General features: G+C 73.5%; 21 protein-coding genes. 7 read left to right on the top strand and 14 right to left on the bottom strand.

From position 1 onward, the window contains the following. Nucleotides 1-297 precede the first annotated feature (297 nt). Both MFF54_RS25420 and MFF54_RS25415 read left to right on the top strand, forming a co-directional pair. Nucleotides 298-798, top strand: a complete 501-nt coding sequence (locus MFF54_RS25420; RefSeq protein WP_238306981.1) for a phasin — start codon at nt 298-300, stop codon at nt 796-798. A gap of 205 nt (nt 799-1,003) precedes the next feature. Next, nucleotides 1,004-1,315 carry a hypothetical protein gene (locus MFF54_RS25415; protein WP_238306980.1) on the top strand — a complete coding sequence of 104 codons (312 nt, stop codon included), beginning with the start codon at nt 1,004-1,006 and terminating at the stop codon, nt 1,313-1,315. Nucleotides 1,316-1,479: 164 nt separating this feature from the next. Here MFF54_RS25415 and fae read toward each other — a convergent pair whose 3' ends face one another. The 7 genes from fae to MFF54_RS25380 all read right to left on the bottom strand — a co-directional run bounded on the left by fae (nt 1,480) and on the right by MFF54_RS25380 (nt 8,694). Further along, the gene (fae, locus tag MFF54_RS25410) at nt 1,480-1,992 is read right to left on the bottom strand and encodes a 5,6,7,8-tetrahydromethanopterin hydro-lyase (RefSeq protein ID WP_238306979.1); all 513 of its coding nucleotides are present in this window, start codon (nt 1,990-1,992) and stop codon (nt 1,480-1,482) included. Between the two features lie 334 nt (nt 1,993-2,326). Continuing rightward, complete coding sequence (locus MFF54_RS25405; RefSeq protein ID WP_238306978.1) at nt 2,327-3,166, bottom strand: triphosphoribosyl-dephospho-CoA synthase; 840 nt, start codon at nt 3,164-3,166, stop codon at nt 2,327-2,329. Beyond that, nucleotides 3,166-4,074, bottom strand: coding sequence for an ATP-grasp domain-containing protein (locus tag MFF54_RS25400; protein WP_238306977.1), 909 nt, complete (start codon nt 4,072-4,074; stop codon nt 3,166-3,168). Before MFF54_RS25400 ends, MFF54_RS25405 begins: the two co-directional genes overlap by 1 nt. 221 nt (nt 4,075-4,295) lie before the next feature. After that, nucleotides 4,296-5,264, bottom strand: coding sequence for a methenyltetrahydromethanopterin cyclohydrolase (gene mch / locus MFF54_RS25395; protein WP_238306976.1), 969 nt, complete (start codon nt 5,262-5,264; stop codon nt 4,296-4,298). Then, a complete protein-coding gene (locus MFF54_RS25390; protein WP_238306975.1) occupies nt 5,261-6,403 on the bottom strand; it encodes an ATP-grasp domain-containing protein in 1,143 nt (380 codons plus the stop codon). Before MFF54_RS25390 ends, mch begins: the two co-directional genes overlap by 4 nt. A 249-nt stretch (nt 6,404-6,652) precedes the next feature. Then, nucleotides 6,653-7,546 (bottom strand): NADP-dependent methylenetetrahydromethanopterin/methylenetetrahydrofolate dehydrogenase, encoded by an 894-nt coding sequence (locus MFF54_RS25385; protein ID WP_238306974.1) that lies wholly within the window; start codon nt 7,544-7,546, stop codon nt 6,653-6,655. Nucleotides 7,547-7,701: 155 nt separating this feature from the next. Further along, complete coding sequence (locus MFF54_RS25380; RefSeq protein WP_238306973.1) at nt 7,702-8,694, bottom strand: beta-ribofuranosylaminobenzene 5'-phosphate synthase family protein; 993 nt, start codon at nt 8,692-8,694, stop codon at nt 7,702-7,704. A 395-nt stretch (nt 8,695-9,089) separates the two neighbouring features. Here MFF54_RS25380 and MFF54_RS25375 point away from each other — a divergent pair, with 395 nt between their 5' ends. From MFF54_RS25375 to MFF54_RS25360, 4 genes are read left to right on the top strand one after another with little or no spacing between them, the layout of a single operon-like run. After that, the gene (locus tag MFF54_RS25375) at nt 9,090-10,130 is read left to right on the top strand and encodes a molybdopterin-binding domain-containing protein (protein ID WP_238306972.1); all 1,041 of its coding nucleotides are present in this window, start codon (nt 9,090-9,092) and stop codon (nt 10,128-10,130) included. Further along, entirely contained in the window at nt 10,130-11,779 is a 1,650-nt protein-coding gene (locus tag MFF54_RS25370) for a formylmethanofuran dehydrogenase subunit A (protein WP_238306971.1), read from the top strand. Before MFF54_RS25375 ends, MFF54_RS25370 begins: the two co-directional genes overlap by 1 nt. 60 nt (nt 11,780-11,839) lie before the next feature. Continuing rightward, complete coding sequence (gene fhcD, locus MFF54_RS25365; RefSeq protein WP_238306983.1) at nt 11,840-12,772, top strand: formylmethanofuran--tetrahydromethanopterin N-formyltransferase; 933 nt, start codon at nt 11,840-11,842, stop codon at nt 12,770-12,772. Between the two features lies 1 nt (nt 12,773). Next, nucleotides 12,774-13,568 carry a formylmethanofuran dehydrogenase subunit C gene (locus tag MFF54_RS25360; protein ID WP_238306970.1) on the top strand — a complete coding sequence of 265 codons (795 nt, stop codon included), beginning with the start codon at nt 12,774-12,776 and terminating at the stop codon, nt 13,566-13,568. A 79-nt stretch (nt 13,569-13,647) separates the two neighbouring features. Here MFF54_RS25360 and flhB read toward each other — a convergent pair whose 3' ends face one another. Genes flhB through flgB form a run of 6 tightly spaced genes read right to left on the bottom strand, consistent with a single transcriptional unit; the run spans nt 13,648 to nt 17,033 of the window. After that, nucleotides 13,648-14,715 (bottom strand): flagellar biosynthesis protein FlhB, encoded by a 1,068-nt coding sequence (gene flhB, locus MFF54_RS25355; protein WP_238306969.1) that lies wholly within the window; start codon nt 14,713-14,715, stop codon nt 13,648-13,650. 27 nt (nt 14,716-14,742) lie between these two features. Next, nucleotides 14,743-15,504 carry a flagellar biosynthetic protein FliR gene (fliR, locus tag MFF54_RS25350; RefSeq protein WP_238306968.1) on the bottom strand — a complete coding sequence of 254 codons (762 nt, stop codon included), beginning with the start codon at nt 15,502-15,504 and terminating at the stop codon, nt 14,743-14,745. A gap of 45 nt (nt 15,505-15,549) precedes the next feature. Further along, a complete protein-coding gene (gene fliQ, locus MFF54_RS25345; RefSeq protein ID WP_238306967.1) occupies nt 15,550-15,816 on the bottom strand; it encodes a flagellar biosynthesis protein FliQ in 267 nt (88 codons plus the stop codon). A 52-nt stretch (nt 15,817-15,868) separates the two neighbouring features. Further along, the gene (gene fliE, locus MFF54_RS25340; RefSeq protein WP_238306966.1) at nt 15,869-16,183 is read right to left on the bottom strand and encodes a flagellar hook-basal body complex protein FliE; all 315 of its coding nucleotides are present in this window, start codon (nt 16,181-16,183) and stop codon (nt 15,869-15,871) included. A gap of 6 nt (nt 16,184-16,189) precedes the next feature. After that, on the bottom strand, nt 16,190-16,597 hold the full coding sequence (gene flgC, locus MFF54_RS25335; protein WP_238306965.1) for a flagellar basal body rod protein FlgC: 408 nt from the start codon (nt 16,595-16,597) through the stop codon (nt 16,190-16,192). A gap of 34 nt (nt 16,598-16,631) precedes the next feature. Then, on the bottom strand, nt 16,632-17,033 hold the full coding sequence (gene flgB, locus MFF54_RS25330; RefSeq protein ID WP_238306964.1) for a flagellar basal body rod protein FlgB: 402 nt from the start codon (nt 17,031-17,033) through the stop codon (nt 16,632-16,634). A 224-nt stretch (nt 17,034-17,257) separates the two neighbouring features. On the opposite strand from flgB, the gene MFF54_RS25325 reads away from it, so the two are divergent. Next, complete coding sequence (locus MFF54_RS25325) at nt 17,258-18,568, top strand: hypothetical protein (RefSeq protein ID WP_306423984.1); 1,311 nt, start codon at nt 17,258-17,260, stop codon at nt 18,566-18,568. 19 nt (nt 18,569-18,587) lie between these two features. On the opposite strand, the gene MFF54_RS25320 is transcribed toward MFF54_RS25325, so the two are convergent. Next, nucleotides 18,588-18,816, bottom strand: a 229-nt coding sequence (locus MFF54_RS25320) for a VOC family protein (protein ID WP_506289944.1), incomplete at its 5' end; no start/stop codon positions are given.

Here is an 18,816-nt window from a genome sequence, read left to right as displayed (position 1 = left end):
CGGCTCCGGGGCGGCCTCGGCCCCGGAGCCGCTGCTTTCCCTGTCGTTCAACCCTGCGCCCCCGGCCATACGGTCTCATTTAGCGGCAAAAGCCTGACGTCGGCAGTCTTTCTTAGCGCCGCGGGCCGCCCACCCGCTGGACACTTCAATGTCGCGTCACACGTTTACGGCATGTCAACCTTGATGGCGCCGCCACAGTGGCACACCGGGGGCTGGCATTCGGCGTCGCACGTGCTATTGTGCACTGCACAATGCATCTCGCAGAACGACCTGCGAGCCAGAACGAGAGGAGACGACATGAGCACCAACCCGACCTACGAAGTGCCGACCGAGATGCGCGACTTCGCCGAGAAGAGCGTCGAGCAGGCGCGCAAGGCCTTCGACAGCTTCATCGGCGCGGCCCGCCGCACCGCCGACACGGTCCAGGGCTCGGCCGAGCTCGCCCGGACCAACGCGCAGGACGTCTCCGCCCGCGGCTTCGAGTACGCCGAGCAGAACGTGAACGCAGCCTTCGATCTCGCCCAGAAGCTCGTGCGCTCGCGCGACCTGCAGGAGGCGATGCAGCATCAGGCCGAGTTCGTCCGCAGCCAGTTCGCCGCGATCCAGTCGCAGGCCAAGGAGTTCAGCGGCCTCGCCCAGAGCGCGATGCAGCAGGGCGCCGAGCGCGCCAAGAGCGCCATGCAGGAGAGCGCCGACCAAGCCCGCAAGGCGATGGAGCAGGGTGCCAGCGCCGCGCAGCAGACCGCCCAGGACGCGCAGCACGCCGCCCAGAACACTGCCGAGAAGTCGGGCTACTGAGCCCCGAAGGCCGCGCCTGCGCGGCCCCTCCCGAGCGGTTCGGGCGCAGCCGCGCCCACCCACGACGGCCCGCCCGGACCTCCGCGGCGGGCCGTTCCGCGTCGGGCCGCCCGCTCGCTCGCGGTCGCGCCCGCACTTTCGCCCGCATTGCCCCGAAGACGGGTCCCGAGCCCGGCGATCCCGCCGGTGCAGGATGGAGAGAGCCATGCGGCAGATCCGCGGACTCGGCTTGGCGGCGGGCGCGCTCGCCGGACTTCTGGCGGCCGGGAGCGTGCAGGCGCAGTACTACGATGCGCCCCCGCGGCGCGGCTATGACGAGGAGCGCCCCTACGCAGCTCCCCCGCCGCGCCGGGCGGTCGGATACAATTGCGACGCGGTCCAGCGCGGCCTGACCGGCCCGCAGCCCTTCTCCTGCCCGCTGCCGGGCCCGCGCCCGCTCGGCGCGCGCTGCTTCTGCGACCTGCCCATCGCCCCGCTGAGCGCGCCCCAGACCGCGGTCGGCCGCGTGGTACCCTGAGCCCGCCCTGGGCGGCCTGACGACCCGCACGAACGAAAAACGGGACGGCTCCCGCCGTCCCGTTTCGAGGCCTCGCCTTAGCGGCCGAGGAAGATGGATGCCAGTCGCTGGAGCAGGCCCCGCGGTGCGGGCGGAGGCGCGCTCTGCCCAGGACTGTCCCCGATCTAAGCGTTCGCGGCGAAGGGGTGCGACGCCGAGTTGCGCTGCTCGGTCACCGTGGCAGCCTTCGGCTCGCCGTTCACGGCGCGCTGGATCGAGAGCTTGGTGGCCTCGTAGTTGTACTGCTGGATCTTGGCGTCGTCGGCCGCCTCCCAGTGGATGAACACGCCGACCAGGATGAACAGGTCGTCGGCCTCGTCGGCCGGGATGATGCCCTCGGCAACGGCGTCCTGCACGGCCTTGGCGACGCCGTGCTGGGCGGGGCCGAACATCTGGACGGCCTGACGGGCGTCGTTGATGGTGACCTTGTTGAACATCAGCGTGTTCGGCTTGCACGGCAGGTTCGGCGCGATGACCGCGAGCAGGCTGGTGAAGCCGTGCTTGTTGTTCACGAGGCCGTTGCAGAAGGCCGACTCGGCCGGCGAGCCGCGCGGTCCGATGATGAGGTCGATGTGGGCGACCTCGTTGCCGTCGCCGACGAGAGCCTCGCCGACCTGAACCTTGGTGATCTTCGCCATTCGGGGTCTCTCCCTGGAAATCCAAGTGTAGGGCTGCGGCCTGGGGCAGTGCCGCAGCCGGGGAGCCATCCTTGTTTGCGACGCGCGGCGCCTCGTGGGGCCGCACCGGTTTGCCCGGATAGCGGCGCGGACCCTACAGCGGGCCCCTGCCTGTCACAACCCTGGGCAAGGCGCTGGAATCGATAAATCTTTGCGTGGGCCGGCCCGGGCCGGCGGGCACGGTTTCGCAGGGACAAACGGGGCGTGCCGTCAAGTCCCATCTGCGGCATCGCGGGGCGCCGCGGGCCCCTCTTGTGCCCTCGGCGCGCCCCTCTCGCGTCTCGCGCCGGGTCCCCTAGGCGGCCGCCCGGAGGGCGTCGGCGAACAGGGTCGCGACCGTGAAATCCGCGCTCGTGCCGGGATTGATGCCCCGCGCCTTCAACGCGCCGTCGAAGGCGAGGAGCGCCTCGACCGGCGCGGCTCCGAGATCGAGCCCGGCCCGAAGCGTCTGGGCCTCCGCCCGCAAAGCGGCGGCGACCGCCGGCCCGTGCTTGCGCCGGACGTGGCTGTCCTCCACGGCGGCGAGGTAGGCGAGGTGGACGGCGGTGGTGCACCAAGTCGGCGGCAGGCCCGCCGCGCGCGCGGCCGCGAGCGCCGGCAGCCCGACCGCGTCGAGGTCGGCGAAGCCGTCGCCATAGGCCCGGGCGATCGCGTCCCGGGGGGCGGCCTCCGCCATGGCGTCGAGCAGGGAGGGGGGCGCATCGGCGGCCACGTCGTGGCGGGCGGCCTGCCCGAGGCCACCGGGGTTGGCCCGGCGGATCGCCGCGAAGACGTCCCGGGAATCCTGTCCGTCGAGATCGGCGAGCACCGCGGCGACGCCGCTCGCCCGCTCGGCCGCGCGGGCGAGCGGCGCGCAGAGCAGCAGGATGCCAAGATTCGTGTTCTGGCCGACCGCCGCCATGGTGGCGGCGACGCCGCCGAGGACCCGGGCCCCGACCTGGGCGCCCGCGGCGGCGAGCGGGGGCGCGGAGACCTCGGCACTGGTCACGAAGTCGGCCACCGCCATGCGGTGCCCCGCGGCATAGGCGTGGACGTTGCCGGGCTTCAGCGCGTCGAGCTCGGCGAGGCAGGCCGCCCGGTAGAGCGTGGCGATCAGGGCGGGGGCGAGCCCGGCACCGGGCGGCAGCCCGGCCATCAGGCCACCACCCGAGCCGGGCGGTGCGCGCCCCGGACCGCCGCCAGGAAGCCGCGGCAGATCGCGGTCGCGATGTCCGTCTCGCAGACCTGCTGCAGGCCGGACCAGGCGGGCATCGAGTTCACCTCCAGCACGAGGTAGCCGCCGTTCCCGTCCTCCACGAGGTCGATGCCGGTGTAGTCGACGCCGATTGCGCCAGCGGCGGCCTCGGCGAGCTCGGCCGCGCGGGCCGGCATCGCCCAGGCCAGCGGCCGGCCGCCCCGGTGCACGTTGGTGATCCAGCCATCGCCCTCGCGGATCATGCCGGCCACCGCCCGGCCCTCGCAGACGAAGACCCGGTAGTCGCGCCACAACCCGTCGGCGCGGGGCACGTAGCGCTGGAGATAGTAGACGCGGGAGACGGCCTCCTCGTCGGGCAGATCCTCCGGGCGCTCGACCAGCATCAGCCCTTCCCCTTGCGAGCCGAAGAGGGGCTTGAGCACCAGCGGCCGGCTCGGACGCGCCTCGCGGGCGACGAGGTCGGCGGCGGCCTCGCGCCGCGAGAACACCCAGGTCTCGGGCGTCGGCAGGCCGGCGCGGGCGACCATGAGCGAGGTCGCGGCCTTGTCGACGGAGCGCTCGATCGCGACCGGGTGGTTCCAGACGGTGACGCCGGAGGCCACCAGCGCGTGCAGCACGCCGAGCCGCATCGTGGTCGCCTCGAAGGTGCCGCCCGCGATGGTGCGCAGGAGAACGCCGTCCGGCAGGGCGTCGGGGAAGCCCGGCACCCGCAGCGGCTCGGCGGCCGCGGTCACCACCGCGACGTCGGCCAGCGAGAACAGCACCGGCTCGACACCGAGCGACCGCAGGGCCGCCAGCAGGCGGCTCTTGTGCCAGTTGCCGTTGTCGGCCGCGAGCCCGATGCGCATGGGTTCCAAACATCCACGACTGTCCCTCCCCCTTTGCGGGGGAGGGTGGCCCTCGCGTCAGCGAGGGTCGGGAGAGGGGTGCGACGGTGCAGATGAGGGCACCGACCTGAATGAAGCGTGGGCCTGTACCGGAAGCGGAGCTCCCCTCGTGCGGGACGTCGTCCCGGCCCGTCGCCCTTCGGGCGCCACCCTCCCCCACGGAGGGGGAGGGAGCGTTACGCTCAGGCGAACGAGGCCTCGACGAGCGTCGGCTCCAGGCGCCCGCCCCGGAAGGTCGCGCCGGTGCGCACCGACGTGACGATGGCCTCGGCCGGCGAGAACAGGGCGCCGTCGATCTTGTAGAAGTCGCCGTTCACCCGGGAGAAGATGTCGGCGAAAGGCGCGCCGTGGTCGGCCGAGGTGGTCGAGGGCAGCTGCTCGGCGAGCTGCTTCGCGTCCGCGTCGTCGGCATCCACGAAGAGCTGCACCCGGCCGCCATAGATGATGGCGTCGTTGGTGCGGCCCATCGCCTTGATGAAATCCGGGTGCTGGGGCGAGAGCGGGGCCGTGCCGATGCCGTCCACAATGGCGTGCAGGTCGAAGCCCACCGTGTGGGCCTTGTGCAGCGCCACCTCCAGCACGCGGGCCACCACCTGGGTGGCGCCGGCGAGCGACTGGGTCGGTGCGAAGATGAAGGTGAGGTTCTCCGGCGCGACGCCCGTGGCCTCCGCCACCTTGGCGACGACGCTCTCGGGGGGACCGCCCGCGGCCTCCAGCACCAGGGCGGTGTGCGTGGCCGAATCCTTGTAGCCGAGCTCGGTGTAGAGTTCCTCGACGGTCGCGACGGCGCGGCCCGGGCCCGAGCCGAGGGCGAAGAAGCCCGAATCGCCCGTCTCGTCCGCGAGGCTCCAGCCCGCGTACTGGCTACCGAGGCAGGCGAGCACCGGGTCGGCGGCGTGCACCACCACCGAGTTCGGCCAGGCGGCGATCGGCCCGGTCGGACTGATGCTCACGGTGCCGAGGCCGCCGAGGCAGATCTCGGCGATGCGCCGGCCCGCCTCGATCGAGCCGCGGGCGCTGGCACCGGCATCCACCATGCGGGCGCCGCCGGGCTCCTGCCGGACGTCGAGCCGGAGCAGGCCCGCATCGGCGACGAAGCGCTCGACCAGGGGGGCGCTCAGCGCGTTGAGGCTCGGGTAAAGGGTGCTCATCCGGGGGCTTCCTCCTGCGCGAGCGCGGTCCGCAGCGCCGTCGCCCGCGCCCGCAACGTTTCTCTGGCTTGTCCCGCATCCGCGCCCGTGGCGAGCACGGTGCAGAGCGGCGCGTCCCGCCGCACCGTGGTGCCGGCGCGGGGGCGGTCGCGCACGTGGTCCGGCCAGGCGTGGGCCGGCACGGGCGCGAGGTCCCGGTCCGCGTAACAGATCTCGGCGGCTGCCGCATCTGCCGGTTGCGAATCGACCGGCGCCATGCCTCCGAGGCTCGCTGCGACGTGGGCGAGGAGCAGGGGCGTCGCGCGCCGGTCGAGCACGTCGAGGGTGGCGCCGGGGCGGGGATTGATCTCGGTGAGCCACCAGCCGCCCTCCGCGATGAGGCAGTCGGCGCTGGCAAGGCCACGCAGGCCGGTTCGGGCGACGAGCCGGGCGACCGCGCCAGCGATCTCCGCGGCGATGGCCGGCGGCACGGGCGCGGGCTCCGCCGCGCCGCGGGCGAGCGCCCCGGCGTAGCGGAACGGGCGGAGCGGGGAGGGGGCGCACCATTGCTCGGTGAGCGCCAGCACCTGGATGTCGCGCCCGTCGCTCAAGACGTTCAGGGCGTGCGGCCGGCCCGGGACCCGGGCCTGGAAATAGGAGCCCGGCGGGGCCCGGCCCCGCCCGGCCCGACGGATATGGCTGCCGCCCGAGCCGCCGACGCGCTTCAGCAGCCAGCTCGCCGGGTCGGGGCGCGGCTCCGCCGCGACGGCCGGGTGCGGGACCGCGAGTTCGGCGCAGAGCGCCGCGAGACGGAACGGGTCCTTCAGGGCGGCGACGGCTTCCGGTGAAGCGCCGAGCAGGCGGTGGCGGGTGTGGATCGCGGCCATCAGGTCGGGCGCGCCCTCGAAGCCGCTGCCGAGCACCGCGCCGACGGGGCGGGCGCCGGACGCCGCCGCGAGATCGTCGAGGGCCCTGAGCAGGGCCGCCCCACCGACCCGCCCCGAGCCGAACCGGCCGGGGAGGGGGCGGTAGGCCTCGGCGAGGGCGAGGGTGTCGGCGTCGCCGAACAGGTCGGCGACGAGCGGGCGCAGGCCCGCCCGCCGGGCGGCCTCCGCGAGCGCCCGGCCGGACTGGGCGGCGATGAGGATGGCGTCGGTCACCGCCGTACGCCTGCCACAGCGCAGGCCGGCCCGGACCGACCACGCCTGTGCGTGCCGTCATCCCGGGGCCGCGTCAGCGGAACCCGGGATCCGTGCACACCGCAGGTCAGGGTCCTGGCACTTCGGTGTCCCTGGATTCCGGCCTCGCCTGCGGCGCCCCGGAATGGCGGCGCGATGCCGAGAGGCGGCGATCCGTTCACAGCGGGTGGCGGGCCTGCAGAGCCGGGCGCGCCCACTGGGCCTGGCTCGTCAGCCCGTCACCTCGACGGCGAGCGCGTAGGCGTCGCGGAAATCGAGGCAGAGGGGCTGGTCGGCCTGGAGCATGCGGCGGAACAGGCGGCACTGGGTCTGGTACTTCACGTTGCCGACCGCGAGCGCGCCGATGCCGAGCCCCTTCCCCGTGGGGAGCGGCACATCGACCGCGTTCACGTCGATGCCCGCGATGCCGGCCGGGGGCACCGCGTTGACGTCGGAGGCGACGAGGAGCTTGGGCGCGGCTTCGAGGTCCTCCGCCGTGAGGATCGGGATGCCGGCGGGCCCGGCCGAGAGGATCACGTCGGCGTCGGCAATCGCCCGGCGCCGGTCCTCGGGCGTCGTTCCGTCGACGGCGCCGACCTCGATGCCGAAGCGCCACTTCATGGTGAAGGCGATCTTCGAGACGCGCTCCTCGCCGTCGTGGCCGACCAGCACGGTCTTGGCGCCCTCGAGCGCGCCGATCACCGCCGCCACGTAGGCGACGACGCCCGCGCCGCCGAAGATCACGATGCGCTTGCCCTTGAGATCGGTGCCGTGGCGCTGGCGCAGCGCCCGGGCCACCTGCGCCACCATCGCGGCGCCCGTGGTGAAGGAGCCCGCCGGATCGGCGAAGATGTGGTTGGCGAAGGGGGGCACGAAGGCCTTCTTGGCTCGGTCCACCATGTCGAGGGCGTCCTCGGCGTTCTTGCCGCCGATGAAGATGCCGGTGCGCACCCCGTCCTCGGGCGCGCGGGAGAAGATCGAGTCCTGGGTCAGCGAGACGACGTCCGGCAGCGTCACGTCCGTGTAGGTGACGATGGTCTCGAAGCCGGCATCGACCGCCATGTTCACGTCGAAGGGGCTCATGTGCTTGAGCGGCGTGAGCATGTGCAGGATCGAGCGGGCCATGGTCGTCTCCTCGTCGTCTTCGGCGTGCTCTGCGGGCGCCGCGCGACCGTTACATATCGCGCGAACCCTTAAGCCGAGCTTCTAAGCCGCGCCGCGCCCGGCGCCTACCACCCCCCGACGCAACCCTTGCCCGCGGGCCGGGGATCGCGCGGGGGTCAGGCGGCCGAGACCCGCGCCCCGGTGTTGCGCCCGCGGGCGACGAGGAAGCGCAGCCGCCCCGCCCCGACCGCGCGGGCCTCAAGGTCGGCGACGAGCGCGCGCGCCTGGCCCTCGTCCGGCACCAGCGCGAAGCCGGTGGGGCCCCAGGAGCTCTGGCCGTAGCCCGCGATGCCGAGTTCCGCGATCCGCGCCAGGGCCTCGGCCACGGCCGGGCTCGCGAAGCGGCCGCCCTGGTGAGGCGCGAAATGGTCGCCGACGAGCCGCTGGATCCGCGTGATGCCGGCCCCGAAGCCGTCCGGCTCGGCGGTGACCGCGGCCGGCAGGACCTGCATCAGCACGATCCGGCAGATCTCGGCGGCCTGTGCCTCGGGGAAGCGCGGCAGATCGCGGAAGGCCTCGACCTCGCGGGTGCCGTGCACGCCCGTCATCCCTTCGTCGAGGATCAGCACCACCCGCCACGCCTCCGGGTAGGGCAGGCGGGCGACGACGGGGGGCGGCGCGCCGGTGGCGTCGCGGCCGCCGTCCACGATCAGCCCGCCCTCCGTGAAGGCGCGAAGCCCCACGCCCGAGCGGTTGCCGCGGTCGAGGGCGTTCGAGAAATCCTCCGGCGCGAAGGGCCTTCCGTGCAGCCGGGCGAGCGCCGCGGCGACCGCGAGCGCGAGCTGCGTGCCCGAGCCGAAGCCCGCATGGGCGGGGATCGCCTCCGCGACCCGGATCCGCGCGCCCGCGGCCACGCCGAGATGGCCGGCCGCCGCCCGGATGTAGCCGAGCACCCGCTCCGCTTCCGGCCCCTCGGCCGAGGGATCCGGTGCCGGCTCGGCGGTGAGTTGGAGGGCAGGCGCGTCGATGGCGAGCCCGATGCTGCCGAAGCGGCGCCCGAGGCCCCCGTGCAGGTCGAGGAAGCCGAAATGCAGCCGGGCCGGCGCCTCGACCGTGACGGCGGTCGCCGGTCCCGCCGCGGGCTCGCTCCGGCTCGGCAGTTCGGGCACCCGGTCTCTCCTCGGCTCGTCGCGCGTCCTGGCTAGAGCGCCTGCACCGCCGACGGGTTCCGAAGGCCGGGTGCGAGGACCGGCTCCGCGAGCGGGCGCCGGCTTCTCCCATGCGGGCGCCCGCCGGGCAACCGGCCGGACGACTGGTACTGGCCGCGATGCGATTCGGCATGCTTGGCCCTTGCCTGCCGCGGCCCGCCGATGCAAACCTGCCCGCGAGGCGGCCCGGATGCCGTCCGCCAGAGGTTGCGCCGCGGCTGTGCCGCGGTCCGCCCGGCGGGCAGGCCATTCCGGCACGTCGGGCGCGGCCCGGCGGCATCGGTCTTAGGCGACCGCCCCCGCGCAGCGACGAGCCTGCGGTGCGCGCGGCCCAACGATAAAACACGCGAGGGTGGATGGCAGCCTGGGTCAAGGGTGGGGCGACCGACGCCGATGCCGCCGTGCAAGCGGCGGCCGCGCTCCTGTCGTCCGCGCACGCGCCGGTCTTCGCCGGCCTCAACGCCGAGGTGGCGGCGATCCGCGCCGCCTACGATCTCGCCGGCCGCATCGGTGCCTCCGTCGACACGGCGGGCGGCGACGCGACCTACGCCGATCTCGGCGCGCTGGCCCGGGTCGGGGCCATGCAGGCCCCGCCCGCCGAGGTGGTCGGCCGGGCCGACGCGGTGCTGCTGGTGGGCGTGGCGCCCGGCAGGAGCCCGTTGGTCGAGCGCCTGCGCGCCACCAAGCCGGTCCGCGGGCGCGCCGCGGGCGCGGAGCGCCGTATCCTGTCGCTCCCGGCCGGCTCCGACCTCGCGGTCGCGATCGCGCATCTGCGGGCCCATGCCCGCGGCCACCTGACCTCCGATGCCGGGATGATGGAGACCGCCCGGGCTCTGTCCAGCGCGTTGTACGGCGCCGTGCTGTACGATCCGGGCGAACTCGGCACGCTCGGCATCGAGATGCTGCAGGGGCTGGTGATGGACCTCAACGAGGCCACCCGCTGCTTCGCGCTCTCGCTCAGCGACGGCGGCCAGGACCGGGCCGCCCTCCAGGTCGCGGCCTGGACCACGGGGCAGGCCACCCGCGTCGGCTTCGGCCGGCGCGTGCCCGAGCAGGACCCCTGGCGCTTCGACGCCGACCGGCAGGCGGAGGCCGGCGAGGCCGACGCCGCGCTCTGGCTGGCGAGCCTGCCGACCGCGCGACCCGCCTGGCTGAAGACCCTGCCCACCGTCGCGCTCGTGGGCAGCGACGCCGCGCCCGACCTCGCCGAGGTGGTGATCCGGGTGGGCGAGCCCGGCCGCGAGGTCGGCGGCGTGCTCTGGAACGAGGGCCGCGCCGGCCTGAGCTACCGCGCCCCCGAGCAGGCGGGCGACCTGCCCGCCGCCGCCGACATCATCGCGCGCATCGCGGCGGCCGTGGCCGGCCGGGGCGCCGTCGCGAACAGGAAGGACGCCTGATGCTGATCCGGATCCAGGGCGGCCGGGTCGTCGATCCGACCGCCGGCCGCGACGCGGTGGGTGACGTCTGGGTCGAGGACGGCCGCATCGTCCAGCCCCCGCCGGGCGCCAAGCCCGACCAGACCCTCGACGCCGCGGGCTGCGTGGTGATGGCGGGCGGCGTCGAGGTGCACTCGCACATCGCGGGCGGCAACGTCGTCACCTCGCGCCTGCTGCTGCCCGAGCTCTACATCAGCGAGGCGGCGCCCGAGGGCCATCCCTTCGCGCATGCGGGCGGGGCGGCCGGCTGGATCGGCGCCACCTACGCCCGCATGGGCTACACCACCGCCGTCGAGCCGGCGATGCCGCCGGTCCACGCGCTCGCGACCCAGCTCGAACTCGCCGACATCCCGCTGCTCGACCGCGGCGCGCTGACCGTGCTCGGCAACGACGACCACCTGCTGCAGATCCTGCGGGACGGGGAGGGCAAGGCCGCCGTGCGCGACCTCGTGGCGCTCAACGTCGCGAGCTCGCGGGGGCTTGGCGTCAAGTGCATCAACGCGGGCGGCGCCTCGGCCTTCAAGGACGGCGCGCTGAAGCTCAGCCTCGACGACGAGATCCCCTGCTACGGGCTCTCGACGCGCAGGATCATGGGCGCGCTCCTCGACGCGGTCGAGGAGATCGGCGTGCCCCACCCGCTGCACGTCCACTGCAACAATCTGGGGCTCCCCGGCGCCGACGATTCGCTGATCGCGACGCTCGCCGCGGCGGAGGGCCGGCGCATCCACTTCGCCCACGCCCAGTTCTACGCCTACGGCGTCTCGGACCCCGAGAACCCGATGACCGGCGGCTTCCGCTCGGCGGCCCGGCGCATCGTGGACGCCATGATGGCGAACCCGCAGGCGAGCCTCGATATCGGGCAGGTCGTGTTCGGCCAGACCGTCACGGTCTCGCTCGACATCCTGCGCCAGTTCGGCGGCCGCAAGGGCGCCAAGCCGAAGAAGTGGGTGCTGAACGCGGGCGACGCGGAGGGCGGCGGCGTGGTGCCGTTCCTCTACCGGCCGAAGGGCCCGACGAGCTCGCTGCAATGGGCGATCGGCCTGGAGATCATGCTGCTGTCGGGCGACCCCGAGCGCACGATCCTCACCACCGACCACCCGAATGGCGGCCCCTTCACCCAGTACCCGCGCATCATCCACCTGCTGATGGACAAGGAGGCGCGCGACCGCGAGATCGCGACGCTGCCGGGCATCGTGCGGGAGCGCTCGGAGATCGCGACGATCGAGCGCGAGTACACCTTCTCGGAGATCGCCCAGCTCACCCGCTCGGGGCCGGCGAAGCTCCTGGGTCTCGACGACCGCGGGCACCTGCGCGCCGGGGGACGCGCCGACATCGCGGTCTACCGCGACGACCCGGACCGGACCGCGATGTTCACCGCGGCCAAGTACGTGCTGAAGGACGGCCACGTCATCGTCGAGGACGGGCAGGTCGTGGACTGGCGCGCCGGCCGGTCCCTGTCGCTCACCGTCGAGTCCGACAAGGCGATGGAGCGGCGCACCGAGACCTACCTGCAGGACCGCTACGGCCAGGGCCTCGACAGCTTCGCGGTGCCTGACGCCGCCTTCGCGAAGGACCAGCCCGTGTTCGAGGACGTGGCATGCCGGGCGTGACGCTGTCGCGGATGCTCCGCGGATCCGAGGGGCCGATGCGGCTTTCGAACCATGGCTGAGATGACGCACCTCACCCTCAACGGCATCCCGGTCGAGGACACCTTCGCGGAGGCCTTCGACGTCGCCGGGACCGCGCTCATCGTGACGAACGACACCGCCCGCTGGGCGATGATCGCCGCCACCGTGATGACGGGCTTCGCCACCTCGGTGATCGGCTGCGGCGCCGAGGCCGGGATCGACGCCGAGCTCTCCCCCGAGGAGACGCCGGACGGGCGCCCCGGCGTGCGCATCCTGCTGTTCGGCTTCGAGCCGAACGGCCTGAAGGACCAGCTGATCAAGCGCGTCGGCCAGTGCATCCTGACCTGCCCGGGCACCGCGGCCTACGCGGGCGTCGACGGGCCGACCAAGATCAAGCTCGGCGGCGCGATCCGCTACTTCGGCGACGGCTTCGCGGTCGCCAAGCGGCTGCCGGACGCGACCGGCAGGACGCGCCGCTACTGGCGCATCCCGGTCATGGACGGCGAGTTCCTGTGCGAGGACTTCGTGCGGGCGGTCGACGGCGCGGTCGGCGGCGGCAACCTCCTGTTCCTCGGCCGCACGCACGCCGACACGCTGAAGGTCGCCGAGATCGCCGTCGAGGCGGCGGCCGCGGTGCCGGGCGCGATCCTGCCCTTCCCGGGCGGTATCGTGCGCTCAGGGTCCAAGGTCGGCGGACGAACCAAGGGCATGATGGCCTCGACCAACGACGCCTACTGCCCGACGCTCAAAGGCCGGGCCGGCTCGAAGCTGCCCACTGAGTGCAACGTGGTGCTGGAGATCGTCATCGACGCGCTGACCTCGCAGGGCGTCTCCGACTCGATGCGGGCGGCGCTCCACGCGGCCACCGAGGTCGGGGCGGCCCACGGGCTCGTGGCGGTCACGGCCGGCAATTACGGCGGCAATCTCGGCCGCCACCACTACCACTTGCGCGACCTGATCGCGAAGGAGGCCTGAGATGCCCCTCCTCACCCTCCGGGAGGCGCCGCCCGAGCGCCTCGACTTCCTCGCCGTCAACCCGCTGGCGCTCTCGGGACTGAGCCAGGGCGATGCCGAGCGCCTCGTCGTCGGCACCACCCGGCGCGGGCTCGTGCTCGGCGACTGCTTCACGGTGAAGCTCGACGGCTCCGACACGCTGACCATCGCGGGCGGCCACGCGCGGCTCGACCGGGTCGGCGCCTCGCTCACCGAGGGTGCGATCCGCGTCGAGGGCGATGTCGGTCAGCGCCTCGGCGCCGGCATGACGGGCGGCACGCTCACGGTGACCGGCAATGCCGGACCCTTCGCGGGCTCGGGCGCCACCGGCGGCACGATCAGGATCGAGGGCGATGCCGGCGACCACGCGGGCGGGGCGGTCCATGCCGCGAAGGTCGGCCTCGACGGTGCCACCCTGGTGATCCGGGGCAGCGCCGGCGACTGTCTCGGCGACAGCATGCGGCGCGGCCTGATCGTGGTCGAGCGGGCCGGCGCTTTTGCCGGCGCGCGGATGATCGCCGGCACGATCGCGGCGGGCACGGTCGGCGACCATCCGGGCTACGGCATGCGCCGGGGCACCCTGGTGGTGGGCGGCCACGGCGCCCTGATGCCGACCTTCGTGGAGACCGGCGCGCTCGATCTCGTCTACCTGCGGCTGCTGGCCAAGTCTTTGCGCCCGCTCAGCGCCCGCCACGCCGACCTGCTCTCCGGCGCGCCGAAGCGCTACTCGGGCGACCTCGCCACCATCGGCAAGGGCGAGCTCTGGGTCGCGGCATAGCCGCGACGCCGTGACCTGAGCCGCGCCGCGGCGGCCTGAGGGACTCCGCTCACGCCCCCTCGGAAGACGGGCGCGCCCCTCACGCCGCCCGGCGGCGCAGGCGCATCACGAAGCCGATCACCTCGGCCACGGCCCGGTAGTGCTCGGCCGGGACCTCCTGGTCGATCTCCACGGTGGCGTGCAGCGCGCGGGCCAGCGGCGGGTTCTCCAGCACCGGCACGTCGTGCTCGGCCGCGACCTTCCGGATGCGCAGGGCCAGCGCGTCGACGCCCTTGGCGACGCAGACCGGGGCGGTCATGCCGGCCTCGTAGCGGAGCGCCACGGCGTAGTGGGTTGGGTTGGTGACGACGACGGTGGCGGAGGGCACGGCGGCCATCATGCGCTTCTTGGTGCGCTGGGCCCGCAATTGCCGCATGCGGCCCTTCACCTCCGGGTTGCCGTCCGTCTCCTTCATCTCCTGCTTCTGCTCCTCCTTCGACATGCGCAGGCCCTTGCGCCAGTTGAAGCGCTGGTAGAGCGCGTCGGCGAGCGCGATCAGGAGGTGGACGGCGAGCACGCCGCCGAGGAGCTTCAGGCTGATCGAGAAGACGGCCGCGAGGCAGGCGGCGACGTCGAGGCGCACGAAGGCCTCCAGCCGGTCGCGGTCGTTCCACAGGAGGGTGCCGACGACCACGCCGACGATCCCGATCTTGGCGAGCCCCTTGCCGAACTGCACCAGGGCCTCGACGCCGAAGATCCGCTTGACCCCGGCCATCGGCGAGATCCGGTCGAATTTCGGCGCCAGCGTCTCGGTGGTGAAGACGAGCGGGTGCTGCAGCAGGCCCGCCGCGAGCCCGGCCGCGACCGCGAGGCCGGCGGGCACCGCGAGCGCCTGGAGCCAGAGCAGCAGCACCCGCGAGACCACGCCCTGCATGGTGTGGGCGTCGTCCGGCAGGGCGTGCGCGTTCATCAGGAAGGCGCGCATCTCGAGCGTGAGGGTGCGGGCGATGTCGGGGCCCGCGATCACCAGCGCCAGCGTGAAGGCGCCGAGCGCCGCGAAGGTGTTGATCTCGACGCTGTTGGCGACCTGGCCGCGCTCGATCGCCTGATCGAGCCGCCGTTGCGACGGCTCCTCGGTCTTGTCCTCCTGCTCCGCGTCGTCAGACATCGCGGCCTCCGGCGCACAGGGCCTGGGTCAGCGCCCGGAGAGCTGGGCGAGGAAGCGGCCGAGATCGTCCAGGAAGACGCCCATCATCACGCCGAGGCAGCCGACGAAGATCGCCATGCCGATCAGGATCGAGGCCGGCACCGCGACGAAGAAGACCTGGAGCTGCGGCATCATCCGCGAGAGCACGCCGAGCCCGAGATTGAACAGGATGCCGAAGGCGATGAAGGGCGCCGAGATCTGCACCGCGAGCGCGAAGCCGCGGGCGATCGCCTTCAGCGCCAGCTGCACCGCGTCGCCGAAGCCCGGCACCCCGTCCGGCGGCAGGAGCGCGTAGCTGCGCCCGATCCCCTCCAGCGCGACGTGGTGCAGGTCGGCGGCCAGGATCAGGGTGATGCCGAGAAGCGTCAGGAAGTTGCCGAAGGTCGCCTGCTGGCCGCCCATCGTCGGGTCGACCGTCATGGCGTAGGACAGGCCGAGCTGCTGCGAGACGATCAGCCCCGCGGTCTGGAGCGCCGCGACCAGCATCCGGATCGTGAGCCCCAGCACCAGCCCGACCAGCGTCTCGCCGAACAGGAGCGCGATCAGCCGCGGGCCGGTCAGCGTCTCGGGGGCTCCCAGAAGCGGGCGCACGGTGGGGAACAGCACCAGCGCGACCAGCAGCGCGAAGGCGAGCCGCAGGCGCGGGGAGATCGTGTTCTCGCCGATCCCCGGCATCAGCATGATCAGCGTGCCGACGCGCGCGAAGGTCAGCAGGTAGGCCGCCGCGATCCCCGGCAGAAGCAGGTTCATGCTCCGCCTTATGGCACGCGCCCGCGGTCACGTCCCCCGCCGTCATCACCCGCCGGCCGCGATGCGGGCGGCGATGCGGGTCATGTAGCCGGCCATGGCGTCGCCCATGAAGGGCAGCATCAGGAGGAGCGCCGCGAAGACCGCCACGATCTTGGGCACGTAGATCAGGGTCTGCTCCTGGATCTGGGTGAGCGCCTGGACGAGCGAGACCACGAGGCCGACGACGAGCGCCACCAGCATCAGGGGCCCGGCCAGCTTCAGGAAGACGAAGATGCCGTCGCGGGCGACGTCGAGGATGGCGAGGCCGGTCATGGGTTCGGATGGGGATGCGGCGACGGGAAGGGCGCGGGACGTCCGAAAAAAATCAGATCTGCATGCGCATGATCTCCTCGTAGGCGGAGATCATGCGGTCGCGCACGGCGACCATGGTCTGCAGGGCGGTCTCGCTCTCGGCGACCGCGGTGACGACGTCCACGACGTTGGCCTTGCCGGCGGCCACCGACATCGCCTGCGCGTCGGCCCGCTGGCCGGCAGCGCCGACTTGGTCGATCGCCTGGCCGAGGAGCTGGGTGAAGTCGGTGCCCGTGCCCGAGACGGGCCCGATCTTCGGCGCCGGGCGGCCGGTGCCGATGCCCTGGACCGCCGCGTAGGCGCCGGCCGCGAAGTTGCTGCTCGCCATCGCCGACTACTTCAGGATCTCGAGGGTGCGGGAGATCATCCGGCGGGTCGCCGTGACCATGTTGAGGTTGGCCTCGTAGGAGCGCTGGGCCTCGCGCATGTCCATGTTCTCGATCAGCGAATTGACGTTGGGCATGCGCACCGCGCCCTTCTCGTCGGCGGCCGGGTTGCCGGGATCGTACTTGCTGCGGAAGGCCGTCGGGTCGCGCCGGACCCGGCCGGTCTCGACGAGGCTCGCGCCGGTGTCGCGGTCGAGATGGCTCGTGAAGGTCGGGATCTTGCGCCGGTAGGGCTCGGCGGTGGGGCTCTGGGGCGCCGAATCCGCGTTGGCGATGTTCTCGGCGATGATGCGCATGCGCCCGGACTGGGCCTTGAGGCCCGAGGCGGCGATGGTGAGCGACTTCGAGAAATCCACGGCCCGGTCTCCTCAGGCGAAATCAGGCCCCGCCTCAGCGCTTGCCGATGGCGATCTTCAGGGTGTCGAGGCTCTTCTGGTACATCGAGGCGGCGAGCTGGTAGTCCGACTGGTTGTCGCCGGCCTTCATCATCTCCTCCTCCAGGTTCACCGCGTTGCCGCTCGGGCGGACCTCGAAGCTCTTGGTCTTGCGCGGGTCGGCGCCCGGGCCCGCGGCGCCGATGGGCGCCATGTGGCCGGCCTGGGTCAGCGCGAGGGTACCCGAGGTGGCGGGCTTGCCCGTCGCCGGGTCGAGGCGGAGCGCCGTGAGGTCGCGCGGGCGGAAGCCCGGCATGTCGGCATTGGCGACGTTCTCGGCGATGAGGGTCTGGCGCGCCTGCTGCCACTGCATCCGGGAGCGCAGCATGGCGAGCAGCGGCAGGTCGGTGACGGCCACGGGCCTCGCCTCCAGCGGGGGGTCGGACGATCCTTGCCGACCGGCAGAATTTGCCGGGCCCATGGTTAACGGGCGGTTAAACCGGCCGGCACGCGCCGCGCGGCCCCCGGGGGAAGCTGTTAACGAAAGTTTAAGCGCGATTGCACGCCGCACCCGTCCACATGCTAAACTGCGCAGCGAAGTTGCGTTGAGGCCGCGCGGGCCCAGAACGAGAGTGCGAAGCCTTGTTGCAGTCCGTGTTCGGCTCCGAGGGCTCCCCGATCATCCAGTACGTCAGCATCTTCGCCGTGATCTTCGCGGTCCTGGCGGTGATCGTGCTGGTGCTGCGCCGGCTCACCGGGGGCGGACTCGCCGCCCCAGGACGGGGCACGCAGCGCGGGCGCCAGCCCCGGCTCGGCATCGTCGACGTGTACGAGCTCGACCGGCAGCGCCAGCTCATCCTGCTGCGGCGGGACAACGTGGAGCACCTCCTCCTCGTCGGCGGCCCGAACGACGTGGTGATCGAGCGCAACATCCAGCGCGGGCGCGCCCTCGGCGAGCCGGCCCTGCGGCCCGAGCTTCTGCCAGAGCCGGAGGCGCTGCCGGATCCGGCCGAGGCCGCGCTGGACGCACCCGCTCCCCTCTCAGGTCCCCTTCAGGGCCCGCTCGCAGGTCCCCTCGCAGGTCCGCTTCCCGGCCTGACCGCGCGCCGGCCCGAGCCAGCCTTCGAGCCGCGCTTCGAGATGCCGGTGGTGGTGCCGCCGGCCGTGCCGCGCTCGAACGCCGCCCCGCCGGTGACGCACCCGCTCGACGCCGCCGCTCTCGGCCCCGACGCGGACGGCGAGTCCGCCCCGACGCCGCCCGCGCGGGAGGGTCCGGCCCCCGCGGCGCCCGGCCCGCAGGCAGTTCCGGACGCCCCTGCTCGGACCGAGCCGGCCAGGGAAGGGCCCGCGAAGGAGGAGCCTGTGAAAGAGGGGCCCGCGCGGCGCCTGCTGCGCCGGACCGCCCCGCCCCTGGTCAATCCGACCGTGCCGCCCGCGCCGCCGGCCTCCCCTCCCGCCGCACCCGTGACGGAGCCCGCCGCCGAGGCTCCTGTCGGGAGTCCGGCCGCGGCACCGGCAGGGCCGCCGCGGCGCTCGGTCGATCCGGCGATCCTCTCCGACATGGCGCGCCAGCTTCAGGAGGCGCTGAGCCGCCCGTCCTCGGCCGTGACCCCACCGCCCGGCCCGCCCGCGAGCCCGTCGCCCGCACCGCAACCGCCGGTCCCGCAACCGCCCGCGGCCCCGGCCCCGCTGCCCGAGACCGCGGTCGATCCGATGGCCGCCGCGATGGCGAGGCCAGCACCGTCGCCCACACCGCCGCCCGCCGAGCCGCGCCCCACACCGCCGCCGGCCCCCACGCCCGCGCCGGCAGCCCCGACCGCGCAGCCCGCGGCCGCACCCGAGCCGGCGGCGAAGCCCGCCCCGAAGCCCGCGGCGGCCCCGAACCCGTTCTCGGTCGAGGAGATCGAGGCCGAGTTCGCTCGCCTGCTCGGGCGCCCGCTGGACAAGCGGTAGCCGCCGGAAAGGCTAGTCCTCAGGCCGGCGGGTAGGTGATGAACTCCATCAGCGAGCCGTCCGGGTCTCGGAAATAGACGCTGATGCCGGGCCCCGCGGCGCCGTTGCGCTCTACCGGCCCGCGCTCCACGCTGACGCCGTGGCGGTGGAGATGGGCCATCGCCTCCTCCAGCGTGCCCGGCCAGCGGAAGCAGAGATCGCTGTTGCCGGGCAGGACCGGCTTCGCGGCGAGCGGCTCGGCCACGACG

The organism is Methylobacterium gregans (assembly GCF_022179245.1).
In the GTDB taxonomy this organism is placed as follows: Bacteria; Pseudomonadota; Alphaproteobacteria; order Rhizobiales; family Beijerinckiaceae; genus Methylobacterium; species Methylobacterium gregans.
Note: the sequence above shows the minus strand (reverse complement) of the source record. Positions and strands in the feature narration are given on the sequence as shown.